This window comes from Pseudomonas sp. NPDC089918 (genome assembly GCF_050280605.1).
Taxonomy (GTDB): domain Bacteria; phylum Pseudomonadota; class Gammaproteobacteria; order Pseudomonadales; family Pseudomonadaceae; genus Aquipseudomonas.
The window spans coordinates 105,635-119,672 of record NZ_JBNNVP010000004.1; the positions used below are offsets into that span (position 1 = coordinate 105,635).

A 14,038-nucleotide genomic window follows, 5' to 3' on the forward strand; every position below is an offset into this window, starting at 1 on the left:
GCGATGGGGCCCTTCCAGACGCTACTTAAACCAGCGTCATCAAAGCCTCACGGCTGAATGGCAGAATGTCCTGCTCACGACCGTCGCGCACTTTCTGCGCCCAGTCCGGATCCACCAGCAACGCACGCCCCACGGCCACCAGATCGAATTCATCGTTATTCAACCGCTCCAGCAGTTTTTCCAGGCTGGCCGGTTGGGCGATCTTGTCGGTGTTGACCATGAATTGCAGGAACTCGCCATCCAGGCCGACGCTGCCGACGGTGATGGTTGGCTTGCCGGTGAGTTTGCGGGTCCAGCCGGCCAGGTTCAGCTCGGAACCGTCGAACTCCGGCTCCCAGAAACGGCGTGTCGAGCAGTGGAAAATATCCACGCCAGCGTCGGACAACGGCTTGAGGAACTCACCCAACGCCTCTGGCGTCTGCACCAGGCGCGCGGTGTAATCCTGCTGCTTCCACTGCGAGAAACGGAAGATAATCGGGAAACCCTCACCGACCGCTGCACGCACCGCCTGAATCAGTTCGATGGCGAAGCGCGAACGGTTCGCCAAGCTGCCACCGTATTCGTCAGTGCGCTGATTGCTGCCTTCCCAGAAGAACTGGTCTACCAGATAACCGTGGGCACCGTGGATTTCCACGCCGTCCATACCGATGCTCTGAGCATCCTTGGCGGCTTGGGCGAACGCGGCAATCACGTCCTGGATATCTTCCTTGGTCATGCCGTGAACCACGACCTGACCGTCCTTCAATTTTTCCGACGGACCGTAACCCGGCACGCTGGCGTCCGGCTCGGTGCCGATGCGGCGCACGCTGCCCACATGCCACAGTTGCGGAACGATTTTCCCGCCCTCGGCATGCACCGCATCGACGACTTTCTTCCAGCCGGCCAATGCCGCTTCACCGTAGAAGTGCGGCACGTTCGGATAGCCGTTGGAGGCCTTGTGACCAACGGTGGTGCCTTCGGTGATGATCAGCCCAACCCCGGCAGCGGCGCGACGACGGTAGTACTCGATCACTTTGGAATTGGGCACGCCGCCCGGCGAAAACGAGCGGGTCATCGGCGCCATGACGACGCGGGTCGGCAACTCGAGAGCGCCTAGGTGAAAAGGCTTGAACAGGGCTTTGACAGGCATGGGACGCTCCACGGGGCATAGACTTTATGACAGCGATAATATGGAGACTGCCAAGCCTTGAACAGCACTATTGATTTAAGTGATTAAGGATTAGAAACGAAAAGATCGCAGCCTTCGGCGGCGCGTAGGAGCTGCCGAAGGCTGCGATCTTTTGATTTTGATTTTCAGCTCAGCGCTTTTTCAATCGCATGAACAACGGTGGGATCATCCGGCGCCGTACGCGGCGAGAATCGCGCCAACACGCGACCATCCTTACCCAGCAGGAATTTCTCGAAGTTCCAGGTGATGTCGCCCGGAAATTCCGCGCCTTCGCCCGCCAGCAGACGATACAACTGATGACGCTCATGACCGTTGACTTCCAGCTTGCTGGACAACGGAAAGGTCACGCCATAGTTGAGGCTGCAGAACGCCTGGATCTCCTGCTCGGTACCCGGTTCCTGCCCGGCAAACTGGTTGCATGGCAAGCCCAGCACACTGAAACCCTTGTCCTTGTATTGCTGGTAGAGGTTTTCCAGCGCCGCGTACTGTGGTGTCAAACCACATTTGGAGGCAACGTTGACCACCAGCACGACACGCCCCTTGAAGGGCGCCAAAGGTAGCTCCTGACCATCCAGGGCTGTCAGTTTAAGGTCGTGAAAAGCACTCATGACGAACTCCAAATTCCAGTGTTCTTCTCAAAACAGCCACTTGGCGGTGCCATCAAGGACAGCCGCGGACTAAAAAGGCGCCCTCGGGCGCCTCTCCAGCTCTCGAAAGCTTAGCGCAGAAAATCAGTGGTGATGGCCACCTTCGCCATGGACGTGACCATGAGCGATTTCTTCCTGGCTGGCGTCACGGATGTCGATGATCTTGACCTGGAAATTCAGGCGCTGACCGGCCAACGGGTGGTTGCCGTCGACAGTAACATCGTCGCCGTCCAGATCACGAATGGTGACGATCTGCATCTGGCCGTCCGGAGCGGATGCGTGGAACTGCATGCCTACTTCCAGCTCGTCAACGCCTTCGAACATGCTGCGGCTCAAAGTGCTGACCAGTTCGGCAGCGTATTCGCCGTAGGCATCTTCAGGTTCTACGGCGACAGTCAGTTCGTCACCGACTGCTTTGCCTTCCAGTGCCTTTTCCAGGCCCGGGATGATATTACCTGCGCCTTGCAGGTAGACCAGCGGCGCGCCGCCGGCGGAGCTGTCGATGACCTCACCAGCGTCGTTGGTCAGGGTATAGTCGATGGAGACAGCCTTATTGGCGGCGATCAGCATGGGGCGAGACCTTTTGCATAAGAATATAGAAAGACCAAGTTTAGCGAAGCAATCGCCCGAAAGCGAACACAACCCGGACAGACGGGGTGCGGCAAAGGGCTCGACGGTCACAGGCTTCCATCAGGATGAAGACGGACACTGGGTAGCCGAGCTTTCCTGCGGCCATACCCAACACCTGCGGCACCAGCCGCCGTGGCAATCCCGGGCCTGGGTGCTGGACCCTTCGCTGCGTAATGAAAAAATAGGCCAACCCTTTGATTGCGGATGGTGCGCACAAGGCTCGGTTAGCGATAACCTTGACGACTGAATTTCGGTAGAACGCCAACCATAGGCGCTCACCATTGCCATGCACCCTTAGAGAATCCGCATGCAAACTTTTTTTATCGCGCCCACCGATTTTGGTGTGGGTCTGACCTCCATCAGCCTCGGGCTGGTGCGTACGCTTGAGCGGGCCGGTCTCAAAGTCGGCTTTTTCAAACCGATTGCCCAGCCGCACCCGGGTGACACGGGCCCTGAACGCTCCACCGAACTGGTGGCCCGCACCCACGGTTTGAAACCGCCTCAGCCACTGGGCCTGGCCCACGTTGAGCGAATGCTCGGCGACGGTCAGCTGGACGAACTGCTCGAAGAAATCATCACCCTTTATCAGCAAGCCGCTGTCGGCAAGGACGTGCTGATTGTCGAAGGCATGGTCCCGACCCGCAGCGCCAGTTACGCGGCGCGGGTCAACCTGCATTTGGCCAAGAGCCTGGACGCCGATGTGATTCTGGTCTCGGCACCGGAAAACGAAGTGCTGACCGAATTGTCCGGCCGGGTGGAATTGCAGGCGCAATTGTTCGGCGGGCCGAAAGACCCGAAAGTCCTGGGCGTGATCCTCAACAAGGTCAAGACCGACGAAAGCATGGAGGCCTTCGCCTCGCGCCTGAAGGAACACTCGCCGTTGCTGCGCAGTGGCGACTTCCGCCTGCTCGGCTGCATCCCGTATCAACCGGAACTGAACGCACCGCGCACCCGTGACGTGGCCGACCTGATGGGCGCTCAGGTGCTCAACGCCGGCGACTATGAAACCCGGCGCATGACCAACATCATCATCTGCGCCCGCACCGTGCGCAACACCGTGGAGCTGCTCAAACCTGGTGTGCTGGTGGTAACCCCCGGCGATCGCGACGACATCATCCTCGCCGTCAGCCTCGCGGCGATGAACGGCGTGCCCCTGGCCGGCCTGTTGCTGACCAGCGACACCCTTCCCGACCCGCGCATCATGGATCTGTGCCGTGGCGCCTTGCAGGCCGGCTTGCCGGTGTTGTCGGTCAGCACCGGTTCCTACGACACCGCCAACCAGTTGAACAGTTTGAACAAGGAAATCCCGATCGACGACCGCGAACGTGCGGAAATCATCACCGATTTCGTCGCCAGCCACCTCGACGCCAACTGGCTGCACCAGCGCTGCGGCACGCCACGGGAAATGCGCCTGTCGCCTGCGGTGTTCCGCTACCAGCTGATCCAGCGCGCCCAGGCCGCCAACAAGCGCATCGTGTTGCCCGAAGGCAGCGAGCCGTTGACCGTGCAGGCCGCCGCGATCTGCCAGGCCCGCGGCATTGCCCGTTGCGTGTTGCTGGCCAAACCGGCGGACGTCGAAGCCGTGGCCCGCGCCCAAGGCATCGAGTTGCCGCCGGGGCTGGAAATCCTCGATCCGGACCTGATTCGCGAACGCTACGTCGAGCCAATGGTTGCACTGCGCAAGACTAAAAGCCTCAACGCGCCGATGGCCGAACAACAACTGGAAGACACCGTGGTGATCGGCACCATGATGCTGGCGCTGGATGAAGTGGACGGCCTCGTGTCCGGGGTCATTCACTCCACCGCCAACACCATCCGCCCGGCCCTGCAACTGATCAAGACCGCGCCGGGCTGCACGCTGGTGTCGTCAGTGTTCTTCATGCTCTTCCCCGAGGAAGTGCTGGTCTACGGCGACTGCGTAATGAACCCGCACCCGAGCGCCAGCGAACTGGCCGAGATCGCGCTGCAAAGCGCCGACTCGGCAGCCGCCTTCGGCATCACCCCGCGCGTGGCGATGATCAGCTACTCCAGCGGTGAATCGGCTAGCGGCGAAGAAGTCGAGAAGGTGCGCGAAGCGACGTTGCTCGCCCATGAACAACAGAACTCGCTACTGATCGACGGCCCATTGCAATACGACGCCGCCGCCAACGAAACCGTTGCCCGGCAACTGGCGCCGAACAGTCAGGTCGCCGGGCGTGCCACGGTGTTCGTGTTCCCCGACTTGAACACCGGCAACACCACCCACAAAGCCGTGCAGCGCAGCGCAGACTGCGTCAGCCTCGGGCCGATGCTGCAAGGCCTGCGCAAACCAGTGAATGACCTGCCGCGCGGCGCGCAGGTCGACGACATCGTCTACACCATCGCGTTGACCGCGATTCAAGCTGCCAACCGACCTTTGGATGTTTAAATGCTGGATTTTCTACCTGCACCCGTGCGCGGCGTGATCGCCTCGCTGTTGTTGGCGCTGAACACGATTGTCTGCTGCACGCCGCTGTTCATCGTAGCGATTTTCAAACTGCTGCTGCCCTTCCCCGCCGCCCAACGTTTTACCGATTGGCTGATGAGCCATATCCACGAAGCCTGGATCAGCAACAACAAGGCCTGGATGGACCTGCTCGGGCACACGCGCTGGCAGCTCAGCGGGCTGGAAGGTCTGGACTATCAGCACTCGTACCTGATCACCAGCAACCACCAGAGCTGGGTCGACATCATGGTGTTGCAATACGTGCTGAACCGGAAGATTCGCCCGCTGAAGTTCTTCCTCAAACAGCAACTGATCTGGGTACCGGTGATTGGTCTGGCGTGGTGGGCGCTCGGTTTTCCGTTCATGAAGCGTTACTCCAAGGCCTATCTGGAAAAGCACCCGGAGAAGAAAGGCAAAGACCTGGAAACCACCCGCAAGACCTGCGACAAGTTCCGCAATAACCCGGTGGGGATTTTCAACTTCGTCGAAGGCACGCGCTTCACCGAGGGCAAGCACGTACAGCAGAGCTCACCGTTCCGCTACCTGCTCAAGCCGAAAGCGGGTGGCATTGCCTTCGTGCTGGATGCCATGGGCGACCAGCTGGAAGCCATCGTCAACGTGACCATTCACTATCCGGCCGGGCGGCCGGGTTATTGGGATTTGCTCTGTGGGAACGTGAAGGATGTGGTGGTGCATTTTCAGGAGCTGAAGATTCCACCGCAGTTCGTCGGCAAGAACTACGACCAGGATGGGGTGTATCGGATCGAGTTTCAGGGTTGGATCAATCAGCTGTGGAATGACAAGGATGCGTTGCTGGGGCAGATGCACCGTGAGTATCCAGCGCAGTAGTTCGGCGTCTGTTCCGGCCTCTTCGCGAGCAAGCCCGCTCCCACATTGGATCTTCTTGAGACACAAATTTTGTGTATGACAAAAATCCACTGTGGGAGCGGGCTTGCTCGCGAAGGCGTCCTCCCAGACACAAAAAAACCCGCCGATGATCACTCATCGGCGGGTTTTTTATTAGCGGCTAACGCTTAGATCGCGCCACGTTTACGCAGCAGATCCAGCACTTGCTTGACGCTTTCTTCCAGCGACAGCGACTGGGTGTCGATCACCAGATCGGCATTCAGTGGCACGTCGTACGGGAAGGATTCGCCCGGGATGTTATCCCCGGCCGCCGCATACAGACCTTGCGGATCACGCTCAGCACACACCGTCGGAGAGGCCTGGACGTAGACCGTCAGCAGACGCTCCTTGCCGATCAGATCCTTGGCTTGCTCACGACCTTCAGCACTCGGCGCAACAAAGGCTGCCAAGGTCAACAGACCCGCTTCGTTGAACTGACGCGCAACGTGCGCTGCGCGACGCCAGTTTTCGGTACGCCCGGCGCGATCCTGTGGCAGACCTTTGTTCAGGTCGTGACGCAGGTTCTGGCCATCGAGTACAAACACCGCACGGCCCAAGTCGAACAGCTTGCGTTCAACCGCATAGGCCAGGGTGCTTTTGCCAGCGCCCGACAGGCCGCTGAACAACACGGTGGCCGGTTGCTGACCAAAACGCTGGGCACGTTCTTCGGTAGCCACGTGAGCCAGTTTGCCGTGGTGGGTACTGGTGCCATGGCTCAACGGCTGGGCGATGATCATGCCGGCCGCGACCGTACCGTTGGTCAGTCGATCGATGACGATAAACGAACCGGTGGTGCGGTTGCTGTCGTAACCGTCCAGCGCGATGGCCGCGTCGAGGCTGATCTTGACCCGACCGATCTCGTTCAGCTGCAGCGAGCTGGCGGGACCTTCGGCCAGGGTGTTCACGTCCACGCGATTGACGATGCTGGTGATCGAACCCGGCACGTAAGTCGTGGCGCGCTTGATGTCGTATTTCTTGCCCGGCAGCATCGGTTCTTCGGCCATCCACACCAGCATGGCGTCGAAGGCGTCAGTCACTTGCGGCTGGTTGTCGGCATGCACCAGCAAGTCGCCGCGGGAGATGTCGATTTCGTCTTCCATGGTCAGCGTCACGGCTTGACCGGGACCTGCATGCTCCAGTTCACCTTCGAAGGTGACAATGGATTTCACGCGGCTGCTCTTGCCCGACGGCAACACAACGACTTCGTCGCCCTTGTGCACGATGCCGCTGGCCAGGGTGCCGGCAAAACCACGGAAGTTCAGGTTCGGACGGTTGACGTACTGCACCGGGAAACGCAGGTCGGTGTAGTTGCGGTCGCTGGCGATTTCGACGGTTTCGAGGATTTCCATCAGCGACTGGCCGGTGTACCACGGCGAGCGCTCGGACTTGTTCACCACGTTGTCGCCCTTGAGCGCGGACATCGGCACGAACGCCATGGTGGTCGGCTTGAACGCGATGCCTTCGGCGAACTTCAGGTAATCGGCCTTGATCGACTCGAACACGCTTTCGTCGAAGCCGTTGAGGTCCATCTTGTTGATGGCGACAACGATGTGCTTGATGCCCAGCAACGAGGCGATAAAGCTGTGGCGACGGGTCTGGGTCTGCACGCCGTAACGGGCGTCGACCAGGATGATCGCCAGGTCACAGGTGGAGGCACCGGTGGCCATGTTGCGGGTGTACTGCTCATGGCCGGGGGTATCGGCGATGATGAACTTGCGCTTGGCGGTGGAGAAATAGCGGTAGGCGACATCAATGGTGATGCCCTGCTCACGCTCGGCCTGCAAGCCGTCGACCAGCAATGCCAGGTCGATGTCTTCACCGGTGGTGCCGACTTTTTTCGAGTCGCGGGTAATGGCTTCCAGGTGATCTTCGTAGATCATCTTGGAGTCGTGCAGCAGACGCCCGATCAGGGTGCTCTTGCCGTCGTCGACGTTGCCACAGGTAAGAAAGCGCAGCATTTCCTTGCGTTCGTGCTGGCCCAGATAGGCGAGGATGTCCTCGCTGATCAAATCAGATGCGTGCGACATGACAACCCCTTAGAAATAACCCTGACGTTTCTTTTCTTCCATCGAACCTGCGCCATCGTGATCGATGACTCGGCCCTGGCGTTCGGAAGTTCGCGTCAGGAGCATTTCCTGAATGATGTCGGTCAGGCTGGTGGCCTCGGACTCGACCGCACCGGTCAACGGGTAGTCGCCCAGCGTACGGAAACGGACCTTCTTCTTGACGATGCGCGCCTTGTCTTCGTCGCTCAGGTGATTGAGCAGGCGCTCGTCGTCGATCATGATCCAGGTGCCATTCATCTCGATAACGTCGCGCTCGGCGGCGAAATACAGCGGCACGATCGGGATACCTTCGAGGTAGATGTACTGCCAGATGTCCAGTTCGGTCCAGTTCGACAACGGGAAAACACGGATCGATTCGCCCTTGTTGACCTTGCCGTTGTAGACGTTCCACAACTCGGGACGCTGGTTTTTCGGGTCCCAGCGGTGCTTGGTGTCACGGAAGGAATACACGCGCTCTTTAGCACGGGATTTCTCTTCGTCGCGACGGGCGCCACCGAATGCGGCATCGAAGCCGTACTTGTCGAGAGCCTGCTTGAGGCCTTCGGTCTTCATGATATCGGTGTGCTTGGCACTGCCGTGGGTGAGCGGGTTGATACCCTGTGCAACACCCTCGGGATTCACATGCACCAGCAGGTCCAGACCGAGTTCTTCGACCATGCGGTCGCGGAACGCGTACATTTCCTTGAACTTCCACTGGGTGTCGACGTGCATCACCGGAAACGGAAGTTTGCCCGGGAAGAATGCCTTGCGTGCCAGGTGCAGCATCACGGCGGAGTCTTTACCGACGGAGTACAGCATCACCGGGTTATCGAACTCGGCGGCGACCTCGCGGATGATGTGGATGCTTTCGGCCTCCAGCTGTTTCAGATGCGTCAGTTTGTCGACCATGGCTACTCACGAAAACGATCTTATGGACGGCCTGCGGGCCGTGTTCGAGCGGGGAATCCTAGCACAGCGCCCTCTTCTAATCAGGACGCTGGCTAGATCGAAAGGGTATATGAATATACCTGCCTGTTCGGGTGTACTGGGTCCTGTGGGAGCGAGCCTGCTCGCGATAGCGGTGTGTCAGTCACATCAATGTCGAATGTGACGTAGCCATCGCGAGCAGGCTCGCTCCCACAGTGGATATGGGGTGATTCAGATAGGGTTCGGGCAATCAATAAAGATGTGCTCGAGGGCGAAACGTCGCGCCAGGTAATCGCCCAAAGCCTGCACGCCGTAACGCTCGGTGGCGTGATGGCCGGCGGCGATGAAGCTGATGTCGTTTTCCCGGGCGCTGTGGAACGTCTGCTCGGAGGCCTCGCCGCTGAGGTACAGATCAACGCCGGCCAACACCGCCTGATCAATGTACCCTTGGCCACCACCGGTGCACCAGCCGACCCGACGAATCATCTCGCTGCCTTCGATCAGCAATGGCTCGCGCCCCATGACTTCCTGCACGCGACGGGCGAAATCGCGAGGGGTCATCGGTTCGCTCAACGAGCCGACCAGGCCAACGATTTTCAGATTGTCCGGATCCAGCGGGCCTTCGACGGTGATGTCCAGTTGCCGGGCAAGCTGCACGTTATTACCAACTTCCGGGTGCAGATCCAGCGGCAAGTGATAGGACAGCAGGCTGATATCGTGCTTGAGCAAGGTTTTCAACCGGCGCTGCTTCATGCCGGTGATGCACGGGTTTTCGCCTTTCCAGAAATAGCCGTGATGCACCAGCACCAGATCGGCCTGGGCTTCCACCGCCGCGTCCAGCAACGCCTGGCTGGCGGTTACACCGCTGACGATGCGCATCACTTGCGGCCGGCCTTCGACCTGCAAACCGTTGGGGCAGTAATCGGCGATCTTCGCACTTGCCAGGTAGCGGTCGGCTTCTTCGACCAGGGTGCTCAGGGCGACGGCCATAAAAGACTCCTAAATATCCCATTCAGAGGCGCGCTTGGCCTCGTATAATGCGCGACATTATGGGCGGTCTCACACCGCCTGCAACCTCTGTAGGACTTGCTTAATGCTCAAGGCGCTGCGTTTTTCCGGCTGGCCGCTGTTGGCCGGCGTGCTTATCGCTCTATTGATTATGCAGCGTTATCCGCAATGGGTCGGGCTACCGAGCCTGGACGTGAATCTGCAGCAAGCCCCGCAAACCATCGGTCTGCAGCAGGGCCCGGTGTCCTATGCCGACGCGGTGACCACGGCCGCGCCGTCGGTGGTCAATCTGTACACCACCAAAGTGGTCAACAAGCCCAGCCATCCGCTGTTCGAAGATCCGCAGTTCCGCCGCTTCTTCGGCGACAACTCGCCCAAGCAGAAGCGCATGGAGTCGAGCCTCGGTTCGGGCGTGATCATGAGCCCGGAAGGTTATCTGCTGACCAACAACCACGTGACCAGCGGTGCCGACCAGATCGTGGTGGCGCTCAAGGATGGCCGTGAAACCCTGGCCCGGGTCATCGGCAGCGACCCGGAAACTGACCTCGCGGTATTGAAGATTGACCTGAAAAACCTGCCATCGATCACCGTCGGCCGTTCCGACAATATCCGCATCGGCGACGTGGCCTTGGCCATCGGCAACCCCTTCGGCGTCGGCCAGACCGTGACCATGGGCATCATCAGCGCCACCGGGCGCAATCAGCTGGGGCTGAACAACTACGAAGACTTCATCCAGACCGATGCCGCGATCAACCCCGGCAACTCCGGCGGTGCACTGGTGGACGCCAATGGCAACCTGACCGGCATCAACACGGCGATCTTCTCCAAGTCCGGCGGTTCTCAGGGCATCGGCTTCGCGATCCCGGTCAAATTGGCGATGGAAGTGATGAAGTCGATCATCGAACACGGCCAGGTGATTCGCGGCTGGCTCGGCATCGAAGTACAACCGTTGAGTCAGGAACTGGCGGAATCGTTTGGTCTGTCGGGACGTCCGGGGATTGTGGTCGCGGGGATTTTCCGTGACGGCCCGGCGCAAAAGGCCGGCCTGCAACTGGGCGACGTGATCCTTAGCATCGACGGTGAACCGGCCGGCGACGGTCGCCGTTCGATGAACCAGGTGGCACGGATCAAGCCGACCGACAAGGTCACCATTCAGGTGATGCGCAACGGTAAAGAGCTCAAGCTCACGGCAGAAATCGGTCTGCGTCCGCCACCCGCGCCGATCAAGGAAAAAGAAGAGTAGGAGCTGCCGAAGGCTGCGATCTTTTCGAGGTCTTTGAAAGCACAGAGACAGCTAGCCTTAAACGAATACATTCTCATTAGGCATGTTATATTGTTTCAATACTACTATTGGAACAACATAACATGTCGTCTCGAACAATGGCTTCCCTCGCAGGCCTGGCCCTCGGTTTGCTGGGGGATCCGGTCTTTGCCGAAGAATCGCAAACCGTTGAACTGGACGCCATCAGCGTCACCTCCGACTACGAATCCCCCACCGGCCCGGTCAACGGTTACCGCGCCACACGCTCCTCCAGCGCCACCAAAACCGACACCGCCCTTCGCGATATCCCGCAATCGATCAGTGTGATTCCCGTCAGTGTGCTCAAGGACTTGGGTAGCACCAGCGTCGAACGCGCACTGGAATTTGCCGGTGGCGTGTCTAAACAGAACAATTTCGGCGGCCTGACGCTCTACGAATACAGCGTGCGCGGCTTCACCACGTCGGAGTTCTACAAGGACGGTTTCAGCGCCAACCGTGGCTATCCAAGCACGCCGGACGTGGCCAACATCGAACGCATCGAAGTGCTCAAAGGCCCGGCCGCCAGCCTCTATGGTCGTGGCGATCCGGGCGGCACGGTGAACATCGTCACCAAGAAACCCCAGCCCGAAGCCTTCACCACACTGCAAACCAGCGCCGGCAGTTGGGATCGCTATCGCACCGCCGTGGACGCCAACACACCGCTGGATGATGACGGCAACGTTCTGTCCCGGGTGAACCTGGCCGTCGAGGACAACCACAGCTTCCGCGATCACGTCGACAGCCAGCGTGTGTTCGTTGCGCCCTCCTTCAGCTGGCAACTGAACCCGGACACCAGCCTGTTGGTGGAGAGCGAGTTCGTGCGCCACAGCTCGACCTTCGATCGCGGTATCGTCGCGCCGAACAATAAATGGAGCGGTGTCTCCCGTTCGACCTTCCTTGGTGAACCCAACGACGGCAACATCGACAACCATAACAATCTGCTGCAAGCCGCCCTCGAACATCAGCTCAACGACCGCTGGAAACTACGCCTCGCCAGCCATTACAAGGAAGGCAAGCTCTGGGGCTTCGCCTCCGAAAACCGTCCATTGAACGCCGACGGCCACACCATCAACCGTCGCTATCGCGAGCGCGATACCAACTGGCATGACAGCATCACCCAACTCGAACTGCGTGGTTTGTTCGACATCGGCAGCTGGCAACACGAACTACTAATTGGCAGCGAATACGAGAATTTCCGCAAGAACGAACGGGTCACGACCATTGCCGGCGGCCCGTACGCCATCGATATCTATCGACCGATCTACGGCCAGCCGAAACCCAATGGCGCACGCTCCGGGACCGACTTCTTCGAGCACGTCGAAAGTCAGGCACTGAACCTTCAGGACCAGATCGTCTTCACCGACAAACTGCGCGGCATGCTCGGTGCGCGCTTTGAGCATTTCGAACAAAGCATCAACGATCACAGCCGCAACGCCACCAGCCGCCAGCGCCACGATGCCCTGACCCAGCGGGCCGGCCTGCTCTACCAGATGACGCCCGAAGTGGGCTTGTTCGCCAACGCCTCCACCTCGTTCAAACCGAACAACGGTCTGGACGCCGCCGGCAAATCCTTCAACCCGGAAGAAGGCGTCGGTTATGAAGTCGGGATCAAGAGCGAGCTGTTCGATGAGCGCTTGAGCACCACCCTCGCCGCCTTCCATATCGAAAAGGAAAACGTCCTGGCGCTTGATCCCAGCACCGATTCCAGTCGCGCCATGGGCAAGGCCCGCAGCCAGGGTGTCGACCTGCAAGTCACCGGGCAAGTAACCGATGCCGTGCGAGTAATCGGTGCTTTCGCGTACATCGACGCCGAAGTCACCCAGGGCGACAAGGTCATTCCCACTGGCAGCCGAATTCTTGGCGTGGCCAAACGCAGCGGCAGTCTGTTGGGTGTTTATGAATTTCAGGACGGCTATTTGCGCGGTTCGGACCTTGGTGCAGCGTTCACTTATGTCGGCGATCGCTCGGGTGAAGCCGGCAGCGACTTCGAACTGCCGGCCTACCACTCCGTCGACCTGCTGGCCCATTACAAGGCCAGCGAAAACGTCACCGTGGGCCTGAACCTGAACAATCTTTTCGACGAGAAATACTTCGAGCGCTCCTACAGCAACTACTGGGTCAACCCCGGAGAGCCGCGCAATTTCACCGTCAGTCTGACACTCAACCTGTAAAAGGACGTCCACCATGCGACACCTAAAATCCCTGGCGCTACTCAGTCTGTTGTGTGCCGGCCAAGTCTCGGCCCACGGTCTCTGGACCGAAGAACGTCGCGGCAACATCGAAGTCATCTACGGCCACGGTGCCGAAGACAACGCCTTCAAGGCACAGAAAATCAGCGGCGCGTGGGCCTATGACGTAGCCGGAAAAATGATCCCGGTGAACGTGCAACGGCTGGCCGACCACGCCCGCCTGCAACCGTTGAAACCACCGGCGGTGATGGCCGTGGCGCTGAACAATGGCATGTGGTCGCAGACGGCGGATAAGAAATGGATCAACGAAGGGCGCAGCAAAGTACCGGGGGCCATTGAGTCGACCCAGACCTTCAAGTACAGCCTGGCGATCTACCAGCCGGGGACGAAGCTGCCGAAGCTCGATCAGATGAAACTGCTGATTCTGCCGGAGGTTGATCCGCTAACCGTGGGGCCGGGCAAGTCGTTGCCGGTTCGGGTGCTGCTGGACGGTAAGCCGGCGGCGGGCGTGAAGTTGGTGGGCGACTATCGCAGCGCGCCGAATACGTTAAGCACCGAGACCGATGCAGAGGGTCGGGCGCAAGTATTGGTGCGTAATGAAGGGTTGAATGTGATTGCGGCGCAGATGGAGATTGCGCTGAAGGACAACCCGGATGTCGCGACGCGCGGGTTGTTCACGTCGCTGACCTTCCTGGGCGAAGCGCATCACGAGTAACCCACAGCCCCCTTGTGGGAGCGAGCCCTGCTCGCGATA

12 protein-coding genes are annotated in these 14,038 nt (G+C 59.6%); 6 read left to right on the forward strand and 6 right to left on the reverse strand.

Annotation, left to right across the window (positions count from 1 at the left end; translation table 11 throughout):
• Nucleotides 1-25 precede the first annotated feature (25 nt).
• The 3 genes from ACQKPC_RS04620 to ACQKPC_RS04630 all read right to left on the reverse strand — a co-directional run bounded on the left by ACQKPC_RS04620 (nucleotide 26) and on the right by ACQKPC_RS04630 (nucleotide 2,385).
• The gene (locus tag ACQKPC_RS04620; protein WP_008008644.1) at nucleotides 26-1,129 is read right to left on the reverse strand and encodes an NADH:flavin oxidoreductase; all 1,104 of its coding nucleotides are present in this window, start codon (nucleotides 1,127-1,129) and stop codon (nucleotides 26-28) included.
• A gap of 164 nt (nucleotides 1,130-1,293) precedes the next feature.
• A complete protein-coding gene (locus ACQKPC_RS04625; RefSeq protein WP_427623321.1) occupies nucleotides 1,294-1,776 on the reverse strand; it encodes a glutathione peroxidase in 483 nt (160 codons plus the stop codon).
• A 123-nt stretch (nucleotides 1,777-1,899) separates the two neighbouring features.
• Nucleotides 1,900-2,385 (reverse strand): FKBP-type peptidyl-prolyl cis-trans isomerase, encoded by a 486-nt coding sequence (locus tag ACQKPC_RS04630; RefSeq protein WP_007901600.1) that lies wholly within the window; start codon nucleotides 2,383-2,385, stop codon nucleotides 1,900-1,902.
• On the opposite strand from ACQKPC_RS04630, the gene ACQKPC_RS04635 reads away from it, so the two are divergent.
• The 3 genes from ACQKPC_RS04635 to ACQKPC_RS04645 are packed head-to-tail and all read left to right on the forward strand — an operon-like array spanning nucleotide 2,354 to nucleotide 5,758.
• Complete coding sequence (locus ACQKPC_RS04635; protein ID WP_427623323.1) at nucleotides 2,354-2,692, forward strand: DUF3565 domain-containing protein; 339 nt, start codon at nucleotides 2,354-2,356, stop codon at nucleotides 2,690-2,692. The genes ACQKPC_RS04630 and ACQKPC_RS04635 overlap by 32 nt on opposite strands.
• A 60-nt stretch (nucleotides 2,693-2,752) precedes the next feature.
• Nucleotides 2,753-4,852: a phosphate acetyltransferase gene (gene pta / locus ACQKPC_RS04640; protein WP_123499023.1), complete on the forward strand. Its 2,100-nt coding sequence runs from the start codon at nucleotides 2,753-2,755 to the stop codon at nucleotides 4,850-4,852.
• Nucleotides 4,853-5,758, forward strand: a complete 906-nt coding sequence (locus tag ACQKPC_RS04645; protein ID WP_427623326.1) for an acyltransferase — start codon at nucleotides 4,853-4,855, stop codon at nucleotides 5,756-5,758.
• 185 nt (nucleotides 5,759-5,943) lie between these two features.
• On the opposite strand, the gene cysN is transcribed toward ACQKPC_RS04645, so the two are convergent.
• The 3 genes from cysN to ACQKPC_RS04660 form a co-directional block, all read right to left on the reverse strand.
• Nucleotides 5,944-7,842 carry a sulfate adenylyltransferase subunit CysN gene (cysN, locus tag ACQKPC_RS04650; RefSeq protein WP_427623328.1) on the reverse strand — a complete coding sequence of 633 codons (1,899 nt, stop codon included), beginning with the start codon at nucleotides 7,840-7,842 and terminating at the stop codon, nucleotides 5,944-5,946.
• A 9-nt stretch (nucleotides 7,843-7,851) separates the two neighbouring features.
• Complete coding sequence (gene cysD, locus ACQKPC_RS04655) at nucleotides 7,852-8,769, reverse strand: sulfate adenylyltransferase subunit CysD (protein WP_008008639.1); 918 nt, start codon at nucleotides 8,767-8,769, stop codon at nucleotides 7,852-7,854.
• Nucleotides 8,770-9,018: 249 nt separating this feature from the next.
• Nucleotides 9,019-9,777 carry a Nif3-like dinuclear metal center hexameric protein gene (locus ACQKPC_RS04660; RefSeq protein WP_018927191.1) on the reverse strand — a complete coding sequence of 253 codons (759 nt, stop codon included), beginning with the start codon at nucleotides 9,775-9,777 and terminating at the stop codon, nucleotides 9,019-9,021.
• Between the two features lie 103 nt (nucleotides 9,778-9,880).
• Here ACQKPC_RS04660 and algW point away from each other — a divergent pair, with 103 nt between their 5' ends.
• The 3 genes from algW (at nucleotide 9,881) to ACQKPC_RS04675 (ending at nucleotide 13,999) form a co-directional block, all read left to right on the forward strand.
• Nucleotides 9,881-11,038 (forward strand): Do family serine endopeptidase AlgW, encoded by a 1,158-nt coding sequence (algW, locus tag ACQKPC_RS04665; RefSeq protein ID WP_427623330.1) that lies wholly within the window; start codon nucleotides 9,881-9,883, stop codon nucleotides 11,036-11,038.
• Nucleotides 11,039-11,160: 122 nt separating this feature from the next.
• Nucleotides 11,161-13,266 (forward strand): TonB-dependent siderophore receptor, encoded by a 2,106-nt coding sequence (locus ACQKPC_RS04670; protein WP_427623331.1) that lies wholly within the window; start codon nucleotides 11,161-11,163, stop codon nucleotides 13,264-13,266.
• A 13-nt stretch (nucleotides 13,267-13,279) separates the two neighbouring features.
• Nucleotides 13,280-13,999 (forward strand): DUF4198 domain-containing protein, encoded by a 720-nt coding sequence (locus ACQKPC_RS04675; protein WP_427623332.1) that lies wholly within the window; start codon nucleotides 13,280-13,282, stop codon nucleotides 13,997-13,999.
• Nucleotides 14,000-14,038: the final 39 nt, after the last annotated feature.

Bases quoted from the DNA above. Each gene is read 5' to 3' on its own strand.
- ACQKPC_RS04620 (WP_008008644.1), bottom strand. From the start codon at position 1,129: ATGCCTGTCAAAGCCCTGTTCAAGCCTTTTCACCTAGGCGCTCTCGAG.
- ACQKPC_RS04625 (WP_427623321.1), bottom strand. From the start codon at position 1,776: ATGAGTGCTTTTCACGACCTTAAACTGACAGCCCTGGATGGTCAGGAG.
- ACQKPC_RS04635 (WP_427623323.1), top strand. From the start codon at position 2,354: ATGGAGACAGCCTTATTGGCGGCGATCAGCATGGGGCGAGACCTTTTG.
- ACQKPC_RS04630 (WP_007901600.1), bottom strand. From the start codon at position 2,385: ATGCTGATCGCCGCCAATAAGGCTGTCTCCATCGACTATACCCTGACC.
- pta (WP_123499023.1), top strand. From the start codon at position 2,753: ATGCAAACTTTTTTTATCGCGCCCACCGATTTTGGTGTGGGTCTGACC.
- ACQKPC_RS04645 (WP_427623326.1), top strand. From the start codon at position 4,853: ATGCTGGATTTTCTACCTGCACCCGTGCGCGGCGTGATCGCCTCGCTG.
- cysN (WP_427623328.1), bottom strand. From the start codon at position 7,842: ATGTCGCACGCATCTGATTTGATCAGCGAGGACATCCTCGCCTATCTG.
- cysD (WP_008008639.1), bottom strand. From the start codon at position 8,769: ATGGTCGACAAACTGACGCATCTGAAACAGCTGGAGGCCGAAAGCATC.
- ACQKPC_RS04660 (WP_018927191.1), bottom strand. From the start codon at position 9,777: ATGGCCGTCGCCCTGAGCACCCTGGTCGAAGAAGCCGACCGCTACCTG.
- algW (WP_427623330.1), top strand. From the start codon at position 9,881: ATGCTCAAGGCGCTGCGTTTTTCCGGCTGGCCGCTGTTGGCCGGCGTG.
- ACQKPC_RS04670 (WP_427623331.1), top strand. From the start codon at position 11,161: ATGTCGTCTCGAACAATGGCTTCCCTCGCAGGCCTGGCCCTCGGTTTG.
- ACQKPC_RS04675 (WP_427623332.1), top strand. From the start codon at position 13,280: ATGCGACACCTAAAATCCCTGGCGCTACTCAGTCTGTTGTGTGCCGGC.